At 33.1% G+C, this 15,494-nt stretch carries 15 protein-coding genes and 4 tRNA genes; 7 read left to right on the top strand and 12 right to left on the bottom strand.

Annotated features, from left to right (window positions below):
- Positions 1 to 41: 41 nt before the first annotated feature.
- The 7 genes from fabD to EG242_RS11945 all read right to left on the bottom strand — a co-directional run bounded on the left by fabD (position 42) and on the right by EG242_RS11945 (position 7,167).
- Positions 42 to 914: an ACP S-malonyltransferase gene (gene fabD / locus EG242_RS11915; RefSeq protein ID WP_124900090.1), complete on the bottom strand. Its 873-nt coding sequence runs from the start codon at positions 912 to 914 to the stop codon at positions 42 to 44.
- A gap of 93 nt (positions 915 to 1,007) precedes the next feature.
- The gene (locus tag EG242_RS11920) at positions 1,008 to 3,125 is read right to left on the bottom strand and encodes a peptidylprolyl isomerase (protein ID WP_124900091.1); all 2,118 of its coding nucleotides are present in this window, start codon (positions 3,123 to 3,125) and stop codon (positions 1,008 to 1,010) included.
- A 92-nt stretch (positions 3,126 to 3,217) separates the two neighbouring features.
- Entirely contained in the window at positions 3,218 to 4,444 is a 1,227-nt protein-coding gene (locus EG242_RS11925; protein ID WP_124900092.1) for a hemolysin family protein, read from the bottom strand.
- A 3-nt stretch (positions 4,445 to 4,447) separates the two neighbouring features.
- Positions 4,448 to 4,633, bottom strand: a complete 186-nt coding sequence (locus EG242_RS11930) for a hypothetical protein (protein WP_124900093.1) — start codon at positions 4,631 to 4,633, stop codon at positions 4,448 to 4,450.
- Positions 4,620 to 5,171 carry an LPS export ABC transporter periplasmic protein LptC gene (lptC, locus tag EG242_RS11935; protein WP_124900094.1) on the bottom strand — a complete coding sequence of 184 codons (552 nt, stop codon included), beginning with the start codon at positions 5,169 to 5,171 and terminating at the stop codon, positions 4,620 to 4,622. Before lptC ends, EG242_RS11930 begins: the two co-directional genes overlap by 14 nt.
- Complete coding sequence (locus EG242_RS11940; protein ID WP_124900095.1) at positions 5,172 to 6,440, bottom strand: hypothetical protein; 1,269 nt, start codon at positions 6,438 to 6,440, stop codon at positions 5,172 to 5,174.
- Positions 6,433 to 7,167: a type III pantothenate kinase gene (locus tag EG242_RS11945; protein ID WP_124900096.1), complete on the bottom strand. Its 735-nt coding sequence runs from the start codon at positions 7,165 to 7,167 to the stop codon at positions 6,433 to 6,435. Before EG242_RS11945 ends, EG242_RS11940 begins: the two co-directional genes overlap by 8 nt.
- Positions 7,168 to 7,286: 119 nt before the next feature.
- On the opposite strand from EG242_RS11945, the gene EG242_RS11950 reads away from it, so the two are divergent.
- The 4 genes from EG242_RS11950 (at position 7,287) to EG242_RS11965 (ending at position 7,648) form a co-directional block, all read left to right on the top strand.
- Positions 7,287 to 7,359, top strand: a tRNA-Phe gene (locus EG242_RS11950).
- 24 nt (positions 7,360 to 7,383) lie between these two features.
- Positions 7,384 to 7,456: transfer RNA gene (locus EG242_RS11955), tRNA-Phe, on the top strand.
- 24 nt (positions 7,457 to 7,480) lie between these two features.
- Positions 7,481 to 7,553 (top strand) — tRNA-Phe (locus EG242_RS11960).
- Positions 7,554 to 7,575: 22 nt separating this feature from the next.
- Positions 7,576 to 7,648 (top strand) — tRNA-Phe (locus EG242_RS11965).
- 94 nt (positions 7,649 to 7,742) lie between these two features.
- Here the strand turns inward: EG242_RS11965 and EG242_RS11970 are convergent.
- Together EG242_RS11970 and EG242_RS11975 are read right to left on the bottom strand one after the other, a co-directional pair.
- Positions 7,743 to 8,669 (bottom strand): T9SS type A sorting domain-containing protein, encoded by a 927-nt coding sequence (locus tag EG242_RS11970; protein WP_124900097.1) that lies wholly within the window; start codon positions 8,667 to 8,669, stop codon positions 7,743 to 7,745.
- 179 nt (positions 8,670 to 8,848) lie between these two features.
- Positions 8,849 to 9,586 (bottom strand): CDP-alcohol phosphatidyltransferase family protein, encoded by a 738-nt coding sequence (locus EG242_RS11975; protein WP_124900105.1) that lies wholly within the window; start codon positions 9,584 to 9,586, stop codon positions 8,849 to 8,851.
- A 108-nt stretch (positions 9,587 to 9,694) separates the two neighbouring features.
- On the opposite strand from EG242_RS11975, the gene EG242_RS11980 reads away from it, so the two are divergent.
- Genes EG242_RS11980 through EG242_RS11990 form a run of 3 tightly spaced genes read left to right on the top strand, consistent with a single transcriptional unit; the run spans position 9,695 to position 12,626 of the window.
- Positions 9,695 to 10,777 (top strand): putative type IX sorting system protein PorV2, encoded by a 1,083-nt coding sequence (locus EG242_RS11980; RefSeq protein ID WP_124900098.1) that lies wholly within the window; start codon positions 9,695 to 9,697, stop codon positions 10,775 to 10,777.
- A complete protein-coding gene (locus tag EG242_RS11985) occupies positions 10,770 to 11,885 on the top strand; it encodes a lipoprotein N-acyltransferase Lnb domain-containing protein (protein WP_124900099.1) in 1,116 nt (371 codons plus the stop codon). Before EG242_RS11980 ends, EG242_RS11985 begins: the two co-directional genes overlap by 8 nt.
- Positions 11,886 to 11,888: 3 nt before the next feature.
- Positions 11,889 to 12,626, top strand: a complete 738-nt coding sequence (locus tag EG242_RS11990; protein WP_124900100.1) for a tyrosine-protein phosphatase — start codon at positions 11,889 to 11,891, stop codon at positions 12,624 to 12,626.
- A gap of 251 nt (positions 12,627 to 12,877) precedes the next feature.
- Here EG242_RS11990 and EG242_RS11995 read toward each other — a convergent pair whose 3' ends face one another.
- Genes EG242_RS11995 through EG242_RS12005 form a run of 3 tightly spaced genes read right to left on the bottom strand, consistent with a single transcriptional unit; the run spans position 12,878 to position 15,147 of the window.
- Complete coding sequence (locus EG242_RS11995) at positions 12,878 to 13,372, bottom strand: CinA family protein (protein WP_124900101.1); 495 nt, start codon at positions 13,370 to 13,372, stop codon at positions 12,878 to 12,880.
- Positions 13,373 to 13,393: 21 nt separating this feature from the next.
- Positions 13,394 to 14,278 carry an SDR family oxidoreductase gene (locus EG242_RS12000; RefSeq protein WP_124900102.1) on the bottom strand — a complete coding sequence of 295 codons (885 nt, stop codon included), beginning with the start codon at positions 14,276 to 14,278 and terminating at the stop codon, positions 13,394 to 13,396.
- 11 nt (positions 14,279 to 14,289) lie between these two features.
- Entirely contained in the window at positions 14,290 to 15,147 is an 858-nt protein-coding gene (locus EG242_RS12005; RefSeq protein ID WP_124900103.1) for an SDR family oxidoreductase, read from the bottom strand.
- Between the last annotated feature and the right edge of the window lie 347 nt (positions 15,148 to 15,494).

A 15,494-nucleotide genomic window follows, 5' to 3' on the forward strand; every position in this document is an offset into this window, starting at 1 on the left:
GATATAAAAAAACGACTTCTGTTTTTGAAGTCGTTTTAAATTTAAGCTTTTATCGTTTCTGCGTCTTTGTTAATTTTATTGATCAAGCCCATTAAAACTTTACCAGGACCTACTTCGGTAAACGATGTAGCTCCGTCGGCAATCATCTGCTGAACTGACTGTGTCCAACGAACGGGAGCAGTTAATTGCGTGATTAAGTTCTTTTTAATTTCAGCAGGATCAGAAACGGCGCTTGCTGTTACGTTTTGATATACCGGGCAAATAGGCGTAGTGAAGGTGGTTGCTTCGATAGCAGCAGCCAATTCTTCGCGAGCAGGTTCCATCATAGGTGAGTGGAAAGCTCCACCAACAGGTAAAATCAATGCACGTTTTGCACCGGCTTCTTTCATTTTTTCGCAAGCCAATTCAACTGCTTTTGTTTCGCCCGAAATAACCAATTGTCCCGGACAGTTGTAATTTGCAGCTACTACCACACCATCAATTGATGCACAAATATCTTCCACAGTTTTATCGTTTAAATTTAAAACGGCTGCCATAGTAGATGGTGTAATTTCACATGCTTTCTGCATAGCCATTGCGCGTTTTGATACTAATTGCAAAGCATCTTCAAAAGAAAGTGTTCCGTTGGCAACTAAAGCAGAAAATTCTCCTAACGAATGTCCAGCAACCATTTCAGGATTAAAATTGGTTAAGGTTTTAGCCAAAATTACCGAGTGTAAAAATACCGCAGGCTGTGTTACTTTGGTCTGTTTTAATTCTTCATCGGTACCGTTAAACATGATTTCGGTAATGTTGAAACCTAAGATTTCGTTGGCTTTATCGAATAGTTCTTTGGCAATTGCTGATGTTTCATATAAATCTTTACCCATTCCTACGAATTGAGCACCTTGACCTGGAAATACGTATGCTTTCATTTTATTTTTAATTTGTATGTGCAAAAATAAGAAATAAAAGCATAAAAAAAAGTCCGTTCAAAAGAACGGACTTTAAATACATTTATGTTTGGTTTATTGTAAAACCTTAGCACGGTTGTCTTCGATTTTTGCATTTTGATACATTGCACTGAAAACCATGTTTTGAGCCATTTGTCTATTGTTTGTACCTACTTTTTGTTTGTAAGTTAGATAGTTTGGCAAATCTACAGCTTTGGTGATGTTTTTAGTTTTAACCATGTAAACACCATTACGACCGTCGATTAATTTAGACGTTTCATTTGGTTTTTTACCTAATGCCACACCCACAACTAAAGGTTCTTGGAAACCGTTTACCAATGGGTTAGCACCTGTAACATCGATTGCGTTTACAATTCCTGCTTTAGCGTTTTTAGAAACTTCTTCTAAAGTGTTACCTGCCATTTGCTTGCGAATAGTTGCCGCCTTTTTTTCGTTGATTAAAATTGGTTCCACTGTTGAGCGAGCCTCCTCTGCATCCATAATTTCAGAATCATTAACATTCACCAATGTCATTACTAAATATCCGTCTGCAGAATCAAATTTCTTAACATCGCCAATACTTGTTTTTTTGTTAGATGCCCAACGAATTGCCTCGGCATGTGTACCTTCTATACCTGTTAATTGGTCTGCGAACGGATCAATTTTAGTTGCTGGAAAAGATACTAAACCTAAAGCAGTAGCTTGTTTTGCGAAGTCTTTACTATTATTTTCAACGCTTTCTAAAAACTTAGTAGCTTGTGCATAAAGCATGTCTTCTGTTTTAGTAGATGATTCAATTTTTTTAGCGATAGTTGCCAATTGAACACCTTCTTTTTCGTTTACTTTGTCAACTTTTAATACATGGTAACCAAAGTCTGACTCTACGATACCTAATTTTCCAACTGGATTATTAAAGATGTATTGATCAAAAGACGGAACCATTTGCCCTTTGTTGATGTTTGGGTATTTACCGCCATTTTCTTTAGAACCAGAATCATTTGTGTTTTCTGTTGCTAATTTAGCAAAGTCTGCACCACCTTGTGCTTGCTTTAACAAAGCATCGGCTTTTGCTTTTGCTTCTTCTTTTGTTAAGTTCACAGTTGCATCTGCTCTGTCTGCACCTTTGTAAGCAATTAAAATATGAGAAGCATCAACTGTTTCTGCAGTATTTTTCTTTGCAACAATTTTAGAAACGGCATAATAATCGTTAAATACGTACGGACCGTAAATAGATCCAACTGGAGCAGTAAATATTTTTTCTGCATGTTCTGTTGGTAATTGTTCTTTTGCGTAGTAAGTTGAATCAAAAGGAACATCAGAATTTTGGTTTACAAATGCTTTAATATCTGTAGCTTTTGAAAAACCTGAAATAGTATCGTTTTTACCTGTTGTTTGGTTGAAAACTACAGATGGTTTCAACAAATCATCTATAATTTGTTTAGTTTGTGTTTCGTCTTCTGCAGAAGGTTTATTTGCAATGAAAACATATTCTACCTTGCGTGACGGAGTTGTTTTAAATTGTGTAGCGTGTTTTTTAACATACGCTGTAATTTCATCGTCTGTAACTTTTACTTGCTCGTCGTTAATTGTAGCATAAGGAATAGTTACATAATCAAAAGATACTTTAGTAGCTTCGTTTTTGTAAACCATTTTAGCTTCGGCAGTAGTTGTTACAATAGCACCTTTAATCATATTAAGGTACATTTGCTCTTTTGCAACTGTTTCTAATTGTTTTTCGTATTCAAGCCAAGCATTCCATTGTTGTGGTCCTTGCGCTTTCATTTGAGCTAAAAACGTGTTGAATTTGTTAATGTCGAACTTACCAGCGTCGTTTAAAAACTGTGGGTTTTGTGCAAAGCTTGGGTCGGTTTTAAGTACATTAATCAATTGATCTTTTCCTAATCGTAAACCTGCTTTGTCTAACTGTTCGTTGAATAAAATAGTACGCACTTCATTTTGCCAAACTTGGTTGTGAAGTTGTGCGCCTTTACCGCGACCACTTTGTTCTAAATTTTGAATTTTGTTACTGTAATCTATTGCAGATATTGAAACGCCATTTACTTCGCCAACATCGCGTGAGTTAAAATCTAAGCCACCGCTTAATAAATCTCCAGCAACGAATGCTAGTATACAAAATCCGATTACTCCGATTAGTAATCCTGATCTCTCTCTAATTTTTTGTAAAACTGCCATTTTAATGAATGTGTAATTTTTTCATGAGCGAAAATACAATTATCTGTTAAATAAAAAAAGAGAATAAAAAAAAATGCATCTTTTTTGATGCATTAATTTAATTTAGTTAGCGCAACCGTTTTAATTCGGGTGTTTGTGGCTGCTAAAATTTTTATTTTAAACGATTTTATAGTAACCGTTTCCTTAGTTTTAGGTTGACGTTTTAAATGATGAAAGATAAAACCACCTAAAGAATGATAATGTTCTGATTCTGGAATGACTACATGGAACTTTTCTTTTAAATCGTCTATATCCAAACTCGCAGAAAAAATATATTCATTATCCGAAATCTGTTTTGCAACTAAAGTATCATCATGCTCATCGGTAATTTCGCCAAAAAGCTCTTCAATAATATCTTCTAAGGTAACCAAACCAATAACTTCGTTATCTGTGTTTTTTACTAAGGCGATCGATTTTTTTCTAAGGGTTAACGTGTTTAAAAGATCTTTTATCAATAAATCGTCATAAACATATACAAACGGACGTAGAAAATTTTCTATTGGTTGTTGTAGTTGTAGTAAATCATACGTATGTAAATAACCAATAAAATGTTCGTTAGTATCGTTAATCACTAATATTTTAGAAAAACCGGTGTCCACAAATTTTTTTCGAATTGTTTCAATGGAATGTAGTTCGTTTACAAATTCAAATTCGTTACGGGGTGTCATAATCTCCTTTACCTTTACTTTAGGAAATGACAAAGCGTTCTTTAAAATCTCGAATTCGTTTTCTAGCTGTTCTAGCTGATTACTTGCTTTGATTTGCTGAGAGATGTAGGTGCCTAAATCACCTGTACTTAAAAGATTGAATTCGGTATCTTTTGCGAAAGGGTATTTTCGTTCTAAAGATTTTTCACTTATCGAAATAAAAAATTGAGCAACAGATCCAAACAACTTTAATATAATTTGTATTAAAGGTTTTGTTGTTAGAATAATATCGTTGGCAAATGGTTTAACGAAGGTTTGTGGTAAAAACTTAGAGATAAAATACAGTAAAAATAAAAACAGTAGTACTTTCCATAAATCATCTAATTCATACGAATTTAAAAACGTGCTAAAAAAAAGCAGGCTTAATATGGTTATAAAAATACTGTTTCCAACTTTTAAAGCGCCAATAAAAAGACGAGGTTGTTCGGTAACAACTTTTAAATAATGATTGTCTGTCTCTAATTTCTTAGACTCTAAGTTAAGATAGATTTTATTTGCGTTAGAATAAGCAACCATTAATCCTGAACAGATTAGTACAGCTATGCTAAGAAATATAAATCCAAATGTTATCATGTACTACTTTTTATTTTGGGGTTGGCGGTTAAAACTACGCAACCTAAATATAAACATAAAAATTGCCATACCAGCAAAGGCTAAGTTTATAATGTAATTTTCATTTATAGAATAAGCAATATAGGCTTGGTAAATAAAAAACAAACCAAATAATAAATAAATGTAGGCAATAATTTTATAAACTTTCATTAGAAACATCTTTTAATTCTGCACGGTTTTGCTGTGCATTTACAATTTTAAAATTTTGATCGAAATCTACGCCGGTTCCATCAAAAAAACTTTTATTCTTATCGGTAACCTTAAAATAGTGTTCGGTAAAAAACCAGTTGTTTTTTTGGTCGTAAAACAACTGCTGTGTTTTCATTACTTTACCGTCGTGTGATGTAATTTTAACATCGCCCACTAAATTTATAAGTCCGGTTTTGTTGTATATAGTTGCTTGTTTTGCAACTATGAAATTTTTATTTCGGTTACTATCATAAACAGTAACTTTAATACCTTTTGGGAAATGGTTAAACGGATATTTTGCTTTACCGTAATCTAACATTTTAATCGCATACATTTCTGCTTTTATTTTGGCAGAATCGGTATACTTAACGTTTATAGAATCGGCTTCGCCTGTAGCGTACAATTGCTTTTTGTTTAGATTCTGAATGTCTTTTAAATCGTTGTTGCAAGCAGAAAATACAAAAGCCAATATGATAATATGTGCAAAATATTTTTTCAATTATTCAAATTTTCTGCGTTTAAACCACACATCGTTAAATGAAAGTCCAATATTAATAGCGTAATAGTTTTCTTTAATTAAGCCCATATTGGTATTTCCTTTTTGACCGTATTCAAAACCAAGGTTTATGTTAGAATTGTATCTACCAACCGGAAATCCTAAACCAACGTTAGCATTGTATCCTTTAATAGCTTCTTTATTTATTACTAAACCTGTATCTTCATAATTAAAACCTGCACGATAGGTCATTCTTTGGAAATAACTTGTAAACGAATCGAATTTAGGTGTGTAAAATCCACCAACGCCAATTTTCATATAATCGTTGAAATTTGCATTGTCGTACTTGTAAAACGAATTGTATTTTGATGTTTGTGTTGCTGTATATTCTGCGCCTACAAACCATTTTAAATGATTGCCAACACCCGCACCAATAGAATAGTTCATTGGTAAAAGCATTTCTTCATTATCTGTTCTGGTAGTAACGCCATCAATTTCTGCAAAGCCTATATTGCTGTCTACTTTACCAGTAGCGATTCTTTTTTCTTGATCGTTTTTTAACTTCATTTCAGGGCTAAAGGTAGCACTTGCAAATAAAGTTAGTTTATTATTTAAAGGTTGTTCAAAGTTTAAACCCGTGTTAACAGTAAGTCCGCTGTAATTGTTTTTATTAGTCATACGGCTTCCGCGTTCTACAGGTAAACCTTCGCCATTATCAATCATAAATTTTGTAAGACTGGTTTCGGTATCGCCAAAAATATAAGCACCATCAACACCAATACTAAAATTTTCATTGATTTTATAACTTAAACCTAAAAAGGTTCTGTTTAAACCACCTTCGCCTACATATTGTCTTGCTTCGGTAAAATCGCCCGATTTATTTGTGTTTTGGATGTTATACCCCATAAAAGAGTATGGCATAATACCTACGGCAAAATTTACTTTTCCTGCGGGGAAAGCAAGCGCCAAATAATCAAAAGATCCGTTGGTAGTTTTTTCAGAACCGCCCGCATTGGTTAAATTGGTTCCTTTGTATGATGCACCTAATGAAAAAGTAGTAGTTTGCAGTTTAGAATATGAAGCCGGATTTAGCGTGTTTATGTGAAGACTGTCTCTAAAAACAGCTAAAGATCCCATAGATTTAACTTCGTTTGCTCCTTTAAAATGCTTTTCACCAAAGCCATAGTAAGAATAAGGAGAAGCGGTACCTTGTTGTGCATAAGTATTTGATATACTTGCCAAAGCAACACCCAATATAATTTTTTTAATCATTTGATACAATGTGTTGATGTAATAAAAATAAACTTTCTAATAAAAAGTTTGGATTGGCAAAGATGCTATTTTTTAAACGGTTTACCAAAAATTCGGAATTTCCGCCCGTTAAAATTACTGTTAAATTTTCATCTTGATGTTTGAAATGATCTATAAACGCTTCTATTTCTGCAATTACACCGTTTAACACGCCCGATTGTATGGATCCAGAAGTTGAATTTCCCACAAAAGGATGCAGTTCAGAAATTTTTTCTAAAGGTAAATTTGCTGTATAATCATTTAAGCTTTTATAGCGTAAACCAATTCCGGGTGAAATAGCACCGCCATGATATTGGTTGGCACAGTTTATAAAATCGTAGGTAATACAAGTTCCGGCGTCTATCACCAACCTATTTTGGTTGGGGTATTTTAAGGTAGCGCCTGCAGCCAATACAATTCGATCTATTCCTAAACTGGTAGGAGTGGCATACAAATTTTTAAAAGGAACCGATGTTTCGTGCGTAACAACAATTAAATTACCTAATTTTTTTAGGTTTTCTATAGTCTGTAAAGACAAATTGCCAACCGAAGACAGTATAATATCCACACAATTTTCTATTCCTTGAATTTGTTTGGATATATTTTTTGTTAATTTTTCGTTATTGGTAATTATTAACTGTTGTAGCGTACTGTTTTCATACACAGCAACTTTAGTACGCGTGTTACCAACATCAATGCAAATAATCATAGTTTATCGGGCATATTTAAACAAAGGTAGGTAAATTTTTTTTTGAAAAGATTAGGAATTGTATAAAAAAACCTACTATATTTGCAATCGCTTTTGAGAAGTAGTTTACTTAACAAAACGGTACCTTAGCTCAGTTGGTAGAGCAACGGACTGAAAATCCGTGTGTCCCTGGTTCGATTCCTGGAGGTACCACAAAAATACAGAGTTTAATTACTCGGTACCTTAGCTCAGTTGGTAGAGCAACGGACTGAAAATCCGTGTGTCCCTGGTTCGATTCCTGGAGGTACCACAAAAATACAGAGTTTAATTACTCGGTACCTTAGCTCAGTTGGTAGAGCAACGGACTGAAAATCCGTGTGTCCCTGGTTCGATTCCTGGAGGTACCACAAAATACAGAGTTTATTACTCGGTACCTTAGCTCAGTTGGTAGAGCAACGGACTGAAAATCCGTGTGTCCCTGGTTCGATTCCTGGAGGTACCACAACAAAAAGCCGAAGATTTGTCTTCGGCTTTTTGTTGTAAAGCTTTTATTGCTTTACAAAAATGCAATATTCAGTCAGCAAAAAACAAAGTATTTACTTTTTAACCAGCTTTTTAACTGCTAAACCGGCGTTTGTTTGTATATGCAGCATATACGTACCGCTTGCTAAATTTTCTACGTTTAACTGTATTTGGTTTTCGTTGTTATAGTTTTGGGTAGTTAACTGTTTACCTGTACTATCGTAAACCGTAACTTCCTCTACCAACATATTTTCGTTGTTGGTTATGTTTACCACATTTGTTGCAGGGTTTGGGTACATATTAAATTTTGCCGACACTAATTCGTTAGCACTTAAAATATACGGTGGTACACTTGGCAGTGCCGTAAGTTTAATGTTATCGTATTTAACAACGGAACCAATTTTTAAACTACTCCCATGTACAGATATATTATCTTGTAAATTTGTAATTGCAGAAACTATATTATCTACTTTAAAAAGATTTAAGTTGGGTATGTAATAGTATGCCTTTTTTGCGGTATAATCATAAAACAACTCTATTTTATGCCAAGTATTGTACGGAAAAGTAGATGACGTGTAACTTTGTAGCGTTTGATTAGTAACACCTGAACCTACAGTGCGGGCTTCAATTCTATAAGCCGATGTTGATTTAAAACATAATGTAATAAAATTAATAGTATTATGTAAAATACTTCCTTCAGCAATAAAAATACCTGTGCCAAAAACTTCGTATTCAAATTTTAGTACGTTGTTTCCTGCGGTACGGTTGTTCCATAATGCAGTTATAACACCTATGTTTTGCTTAACAATAACATATTCGTTAGAAAAATTTCCGTTTGTTGTAAAACTAATTACATTTCCCCTACCTGTTTCGGGTGTAACCATTACAGTTGCAGCGGCATTGGCATGCCTTTCTGTAACCCAACCACCTTGTCCAGGGGTATTATTAATATAATCGGTATTTAAATGTCCGGCTGGGTAGCTGTTAAAATCTTCGCTCAATAATACTTGGGCAAAGCCAAACTGTGTGATTAAAGAAGTGGTTATTAAAAATATTTTTTTTTTTCATGATTAGTGGTTTTAACAGCTACTTATGTAAATATAAAAAATTATTTAATAAAAAAGCAATCATAAAATTTGACTGTTAGAAACTTTGCTAAAGTTTCTAACAAAAAAATCGGTTATGCAACCGATTTTTTTGTTTTATTCAGTATAACTGAAAGTATAATGTAAAATCCTATAATTAGCGGAATAGCTTCAAATCTAAGGAATAAAAGCAGTAATGCACAAATTCCCAAAAACAGAAGCGTTAGTTTATTATCGCTTAAATTTTTGTTTTTCGTTTTTAGAGAAAAAAGTGGTAATTCGGCATTCATAATAAAGGCACTAAACAAACTTATTCCTACCAAAACATACGGATTACTGAAAATATCAAAAACAAACTCACTTTCTGTAGTATTCATAATTAAAGGAATACTTAATATAAACAAAGCGTTTGCTGGTGTTGGCAAGCCAATAAAACTGTCGGTTTGGCGGGTATCAATATTAAATTTTGCCAAACGCATACACGAACCTAGCGTAATGATAAAACCAATGAAGGGTACCAGTTTCATGTAAAAAGTATCGTCGGTTATGGTGTATTGTTCATAATTTTCTTGGATATGTGCCAACATTTGATATATAACCACACCAGGAACTACGCCCGATGTTACCATATCTGCCAGAGAATCTAACTGAACACCAAGTGGACTAGAAACTTTCAACACGCGTGCTGCGAATCCATCCCAAAAATCAAAGAAAATACCTAAGCAAACCCAGAAAAAAGCCATTTGCAGGTTGTCATCAAAAGCATAAACTAATGCAACTAAACCCGATAATAAATTTAAAAGTGTAATTACATTAGGAATGTGTTTTTTTATTGTCATCAATTGTATAATTTTATTATAAAAACAAAAGTAAACAATAAGTTGTAAGTATTTAGAGTTTATATATTGTAAAATTTTGTAATATTTGTAAAAATTATCAAAGTGAAAAAAGGTTTCGTACTATTGCCTTTACTTTTTGTTACGGCTTTAACGCAGGCACAAACTGCTAGGAAATACTCTAACGAGTTTTTAAATATTGGGGTAGATGCCGCATCATTTGGTATGGCAAATAGTGTTATTGCCCAAACAGGTGATGTAAATTCAGGGTATTGGAACCCTGCCGGATTGGTTCATTTACAAGACAGGCAAATTAGTTTAATGCACGCAAGCTACTTTGCAAACATTGCACAATACGATTATGCTGCTTTTGCAATGCCTATTGACGATAAAAGTGCATTGGCAATTTCTGCTATTCGTTTTGGGGTAGATGATATTATGAATACGACAGAATTAATCGATCAGAACGGAAATATTGATTATAACAGAATTTCGTTGTTTTCTGCCGCCGATTATGCTTTTAATATATCTTATGCCCGAAAATTAGCTATCGAAGGTTTATCGTTAGGTGCCAATGCTAAAATTGTACGTCGTATTATTGGCGATTTTGCTAAATCGTGGGGTTTTGGATTAGATGTTGGGTTGCAATATCATACCGAAACTTGGAAATTTGGTTTGATGGCGCGCGATATTACTACAACTTATAATGTTTGGAATATTAACGAAGCCGAATTTGAAAAGATTAAAGGTGCAGTTGAAGGTCAAAACCAAACCTTACCAGAAACTACTGAACTTACTTTACCAAAATTGCAGTTGGGTGTTGCCAGAGATTTTGCTTTAACAGAGAAATTTAATTTAACGGCAGCAGCTGTTCTTCATACCGAATTTTACGAAACAAATGCTTTAATTTCTACATCATCATTCAGTATACAACCGTCTATGGGTTTTGAATTTGGATATGATAAAATGGTTTTTGTACGTGCAGGTGTAGGGAATTTTCAGAACGAAATGCAAATTGACAGCTCAGAAAAAGTGACCTTTCAACCCAATATTGGCTTAGGATTTAAATACAAAGGAATTCAGGTAGATTATGCCTTAACCGATATTGGTGACCAAAGTGCATCGTTGTATTCAAATATTTTTTCACTGAAATTAGATCTCGGAATTTTCTCAAAATCAAATGAATAATTTATTTAAAAATTTTAAACAGCAAATCGTTTTATTGGTTTGTTGTTTTTCTTTTATGTGTATTCAGGCACAACCTGCAACTTTATCAGAAAATGCCGAAATTAGCGTGTTAACTTGTGGTACTGGTGACGAAATGTACACACTTTTTGGACATACAGCCTTACGTATTAAAGATACTGATCAAAATTTAGATGTTGTGTACAACTGGGGAATGTTCGATTTTAGAACGCCTAATTTCTTAAGCAAGTTTGTAAAAGGCAATCTGCTTTATTATTTAGATGTGGATTCGTTTAACGATTTTGTTTACAATTACACGGTTGATAATAGGGAAGTGGTTCAGCAGCAGCTAAATTTAACTTATGATGAAAAATCAAAAATTTGGACAGAAATAAACCGACAGTTAAAAGGGGATGATCGGTTTTATACCTACGGATTTATTCGTAACAACTGTACCACAAAAGTTGTTGATGTAATTAATAAATCGGTAAATAAACCGTTGAATCCTGATTTTCCTTCGAATAATTTTTCTTATCGATACATTTTAAATGAAGGATTAAATCAGCATTATTTTGAAAAACTGGGTATAAATTTACTATTTGGTTATTCAACCAACCAACTAACCGATTTAATTTTTTTACCAGTTAAATTGAAAGAGGGAATCACTTATAACAACCACCTGTTACAATCGCAGCAAGTACTTAACAACGTAACATTAAGTAACAAAAGCTCTTTAAATACTATTTACACTTTATGGGTAGTAGTTTTGGTTGTTGCAGCAGGTGTTTTTAATAAAAGAGTTAGAACAGCCTATTTTTGCTTAACTGCATTATTTAGTCTTTTTTTAGGGGCAATATGGATATTTAGTTCACATTTTGAGTTACAATTTAATGTGTTAATTCTATTTTTTAATCCTTTAATATGTATAGGATTGTTTGTAAATCAAAGAAAATTAATAAATTTTGGCATATTTTTATCTGTAGTAAGTTTATTTTTTATTGGTTTAGAGTTACTTAAAGTAATGACACCCTTAATAGTGTTAAATTTAATTTTTATTGCGGTATTGTTTTTGATTAACAATAATCTAATAATAACTTTACATAAAAAATAATCAATGTTTGGTTTTTTTAAAAATAAGAAGAAAACACTAAAGGAAATTATACCTGCTAATTTCGTCGATATCCATTCTCACTTGCTTTATGGTTTAGATGATGGATCAAAATCATTAAATGAAACAAAGCAATTAATTGCTGACTTACAAAAATTTGGTTTTTCTCAATTTATAGTAACACCACATACAACGCCTTTGGTTTGGGAAAATACTAAAGATGGAATTTTGAACCAGCATCAAAAGGTTAAGAACGAATTGGGAATGGCTGCGAGTGATTTTAGAGTGGCATCGGAATATTTAATTGATGATTCTTTTTTAAAACGATTAGAAAACGAAAGATTGCTTACATTGAAAGATAATTATGTGCTGATAGAAATGTCATACATTAACCCGCCTATTCATTTGTACGAAATTATTATGGAGTTAAATTCACAAGGATATCAGCCTGTTTTGGCACATCCTGAACGTTATAATTTCTATAAAAGTGATTACGATAGTTTTAAACGTTTAAAAAATGTCGGTTGTTTGTTTCAAATGAATATGTTAAGCAGCACCGGTTATTACGGTATGGGTATAACCACAATTGCTGACTATCTTTTAAAAGAAAATATGTACGATTTTGCAGGCAGCGATGTTCACCATCAGCGACATATAAATGATTTTAGTAGCGAACTTAAAGTTAAAAATGTTGATGCGTTTGAAAGTTTATTATTCAAAAATGTTTGTTTTAAATCAGAATAGTCTTTTATAGTACATGAATAATTTATTGGTTTCATTCGTTAGTTAAAACTAAGTAGTTTGTGAAATATTCTCATTGTCTGAAAATTTTTCACCAAGGATTAAACGTTTTTAGGATTATTAAAAAGTCTGTGTAAATCCTTTCATCTGTGGTTTTGAAAATTGTACTTTCAGTCCGAATAAAACCTAGTGAATTTTCAGTTCATAGTGATTTAGTTTTTATGCTCTACGCTTTTAATAAATTATTTTTTTGTTTAATTTTCGTCGGTTTTAGTTAAATGTGCGGTAATAATATCTGCTGTTTTTTTTATTGTTTGATGCACAATTTGGTTCGAATTTCCCAAGAAAACTTCTTTAATCTGTAAGTGATATTTCGGAAAAATAAAATCGATATACATAGTTCCCACAGGTTTATCTTCTGTTTCGCTACCACCGCTTTTAGTAAGTCCGGTAACTGCTACCAAAATATCAGCTTTATTAAACATTTTCTTTGCGTTAACAGCCATGCAGCGTGTTACTTCGCTCGATTCCGGAGTGTGCTTGTCAATTAATTCTTGTGGAACATTTAATATATTCATTTTTTCATCGGCATCATAACAAACAATGCTGCCCAATACAATGTCGCCCGAATAAGGCGTAAGTGCAAAAGCAACAGAAAGCGCTCCGGCTGTAGCACTTTCTGTAAAAGCAATTTTAAGTTTCTTTTCGGCTAATAAAGCACAACAATTTAAAACACTTATTTCTGTCATATTTATGTAACGGATTGAATTTTAATATGCAATTTTTCCACCTGTTGCCGGAATGGTGATTCCGCCGATATACGAAGCTTCATTTGATGCAAGAAAAACATAAATCGGTGCAATTTCAACGGGCTGTCCCGGTCTTTTTAAAGCAGTATCCTTTCCAAAATCTTTATAATCAATAATGGTACTCGGAATTAAAGGAGTCCAAACCGGACCCGGAGCCACCGCATTTACACGTATGTCTTTTTTTTGTTCAATCAACATCTGATTTAGATTTGCCGTATAATTCTGGATTGCCGCTTTGGTTGCCGCATAAGGTAAAAGGGTAGGGTTGGGCTGGTATGCGTTTCCCGATGTAGTATTTATAATGCTACTGCCTTTTGGCATAAACGGTATGCTTAATTTACAAAGATGAAACATGGCTAAAACATTGGTATCAAAGGTTAGTTGCCATTCTTCGGTACTAATTTCATCTATCGTTTCACGACCCATTTGGTAAGCCGCATTATTTATAAGTATATCGATCTTTTTAAATTTTTTTATAGTTGATTCTATTAAAGTTTGGCATATTGCTTTATCGTTAATATCCCCTTTAAAAAGCAAAACTTCTCTACCGGCATCTTTAACCCATTTTGCTGTGTCTTTTGCGTCATCGTCTTCTACGTCGCTTAAATACGATATCACGACATCGGCACCTTCACGAGCAAATGCAATGGCTATGGCTTTTCCAATTCCAGAATCGCCACCGGTGATTACCACACATTTATCGGTCATTCTATTGTATCCTTTGTAAGACGTTTCTCCATGATCTGGTTTTAAATCCATTTCTTGTTCCGATGCTGGTGGATGTTGTCTTGGTTCGTGAAACGGTGGACTTGGATATTGACGAATATCTTTATTTTCTTTTTTCATGGCTATAATTTTTAGTATTTATAAATTTTTCCGCCTGCGTCTAAAGTTTCACCTGCGATAGATTTTGATTCTTGTGAAGCAATGAAAACATATAAAGGAGCTACTTCATAAGGATGCAATGGTGCAACCGAATTTATATTTGTAGGTAAATTTTCGTAATTAGGTATTACTTCGGGTAAAGTATCGCCCCAGATAAAACCTGTTGTAATGCCGTTAATTCGTAAACTGTTTTTTGTTAACGAAAGCATTCTGTTCATTTCATGGGTGTAGGTTTTAATTGCGGCTTTTAAGGCAGAATAAAAGATTAGTTGATCGGGCTGTGCGTAGGCACATAATGTTGCAGAGTTTATAATGATTCCATTGTTATTTAAATAATCGGGCGCCACACGTCCTAAAGTAAAAAGTGACTGAATTTTTAATGTATCATTTTTTCTAAGTAAGTAATGTGCAGATTCATCGTCTTTTTTGTTAGAAATAGAAAATGTATTTACTAAAATGTCAATCTGTTTTACTTTTTTTAAAATATTTTCGAAAAGTCTTTTGCACTTATATTCATCAAAAGTACACGATTTAAAAACCCAAACTTTCCTGCCTAAATTTTCAATGATTTTAGCTGTTTTTTTTAGTTCCTTTTCCTGTTTTAAATGGTTGTACACCATTACTATATTGGCACCCTCTTTAGCAAAGGCAATAGAAACCGCTTTTCCAACACCATTGTCACTTGCTGTAACAACAATACTTTTATTTAAAAGTTTGTTAGATCCCTCGTAATCATCTGTTGTGTATTGAGGTGTAATGCGCATAAATGAATTTATCTCATTTGATGTAAGTGCTGTAGGTGAATTTTTACAATGTAATGTCTTTTTCATAGTGAGATATTTTAACCTTGAGTATATACAATAGCAAATTCTGTACTGTTAATAACATGTTTGTGTTATTGATTAAAATTCTACGTATGAATAAAAATTCTAAATATTAAAATGCTGTGTTTTTATAACTTTTGGTTGAGTTTAAATCAGACAATTTTGAATTTTTAGATTTATATTAAAAAAAGCAAAGATTAATTCTTTGCTTGAAAAGGTTGTTATATTAAAATGAGTAATTGTAGAAAAACACCTCTTTTTGTGTAACAAGTATTCATGGAAAAAATATCATTTAACCCATAGTGCATTATTAAACGAGATTAATTTTTAGGTTGTTAATATTTCTGTCGAAT

This window comes from Paenimyroides viscosum, assembly GCF_003858535.1.
Classification (GTDB): domain Bacteria; phylum Bacteroidota; class Bacteroidia; order Flavobacteriales; family Flavobacteriaceae; genus Flavobacterium; species Flavobacterium viscosum.

Coding starts and splice junctions, on each gene's coding strand:
- fabD (WP_124900090.1), bottom strand. CDS start 914: ATGAAAGCATACGTATTTCCAGGTCAAGGTGCTCAATTCGTAGGAATG.
- EG242_RS11920 (WP_124900091.1), bottom strand. CDS start 3,125: ATGGCAGTTTTACAAAAAATTAGAGAGAGATCAGGATTACTAATCGGA.
- EG242_RS11925 (WP_124900092.1), bottom strand. CDS start 4,444: ATGATAACATTTGGATTTATATTTCTTAGCATAGCTGTACTAATCTGT.
- EG242_RS11930 (WP_124900093.1), bottom strand. CDS start 4,633: ATGAAAGTTTATAAAATTATTGCCTACATTTATTTATTATTTGGTTTG.
- EG242_RS11940 (WP_124900095.1), bottom strand. CDS start 6,440: ATGATTAAAAAAATTATATTGGGTGTTGCTTTGGCAAGTATATCAAAT.
- EG242_RS11945 (WP_124900096.1), bottom strand. CDS start 7,167: ATGATTATTTGCATTGATGTTGGTAACACGCGTACTAAAGTTGCTGTG.
- EG242_RS11985 (WP_124900099.1), top strand. CDS start 10,770: ATGAATAATTTATTTAAAAATTTTAAACAGCAAATCGTTTTATTGGTT.
- EG242_RS11990 (WP_124900100.1), top strand. CDS start 11,889: ATGTTTGGTTTTTTTAAAAATAAGAAGAAAACACTAAAGGAAATTATA.
- EG242_RS11995 (WP_124900101.1), bottom strand. CDS start 13,372: ATGACAGAAATAAGTGTTTTAAATTGTTGTGCTTTATTAGCCGAAAAG.
- EG242_RS12000 (WP_124900102.1), bottom strand. CDS start 14,278: ATGAAAAAAGAAAATAAAGATATTCGTCAATATCCAAGTCCACCGTTT.
- EG242_RS12005 (WP_124900103.1), bottom strand. CDS start 15,147: ATGAAAAAGACATTACATTGTAAAAATTCACCTACAGCACTTACATCA.